This is a genomic window from Methylobacterium sp. J-077 (genome assembly GCF_022829365.1).
GTDB lineage: Bacteria > Pseudomonadota > Alphaproteobacteria > Rhizobiales > Beijerinckiaceae > Methylobacterium.
Window position 1 is genome coordinate 1 of the sequence record NZ_JAKSYJ010000015.1, and the last position, 265, is coordinate 265.

1 pseudogene is annotated in these 265 nt (G+C 63.0%); it reads left to right on the forward strand.

Annotated features, from left to right (window positions below):
• Positions 1-265: pseudogene (locus MKL11_RS00315) on the forward strand (methyl-accepting chemotaxis protein); the annotation flags it as partial.

Below are 265 nucleotides of genomic sequence, written 5' to 3' on the forward strand. Positions count from 1 at the left end.
TATCCGTTCGGTCGTGGGGCCGATGCAATCCCTTGCCGCTGGCGATCTCAACGCTGCCATTCCGCATCAGGGCGAGAAGACCGAGATCGGGACGATCGCAGACGGGGTTCAGGTGTTCAAGGATGGCCTGATCCGCATGAAGGCGTTGGAAGAAGAGACCGCGGAGGCCCGCCTAGCAGCCGAGGAACAGCGCAAGGCCGGCATGCGCCAGATGGCCGACAGCTTCGAACAGGAGGTCGGCGGCATCATCGGCATGGTGTCTTCG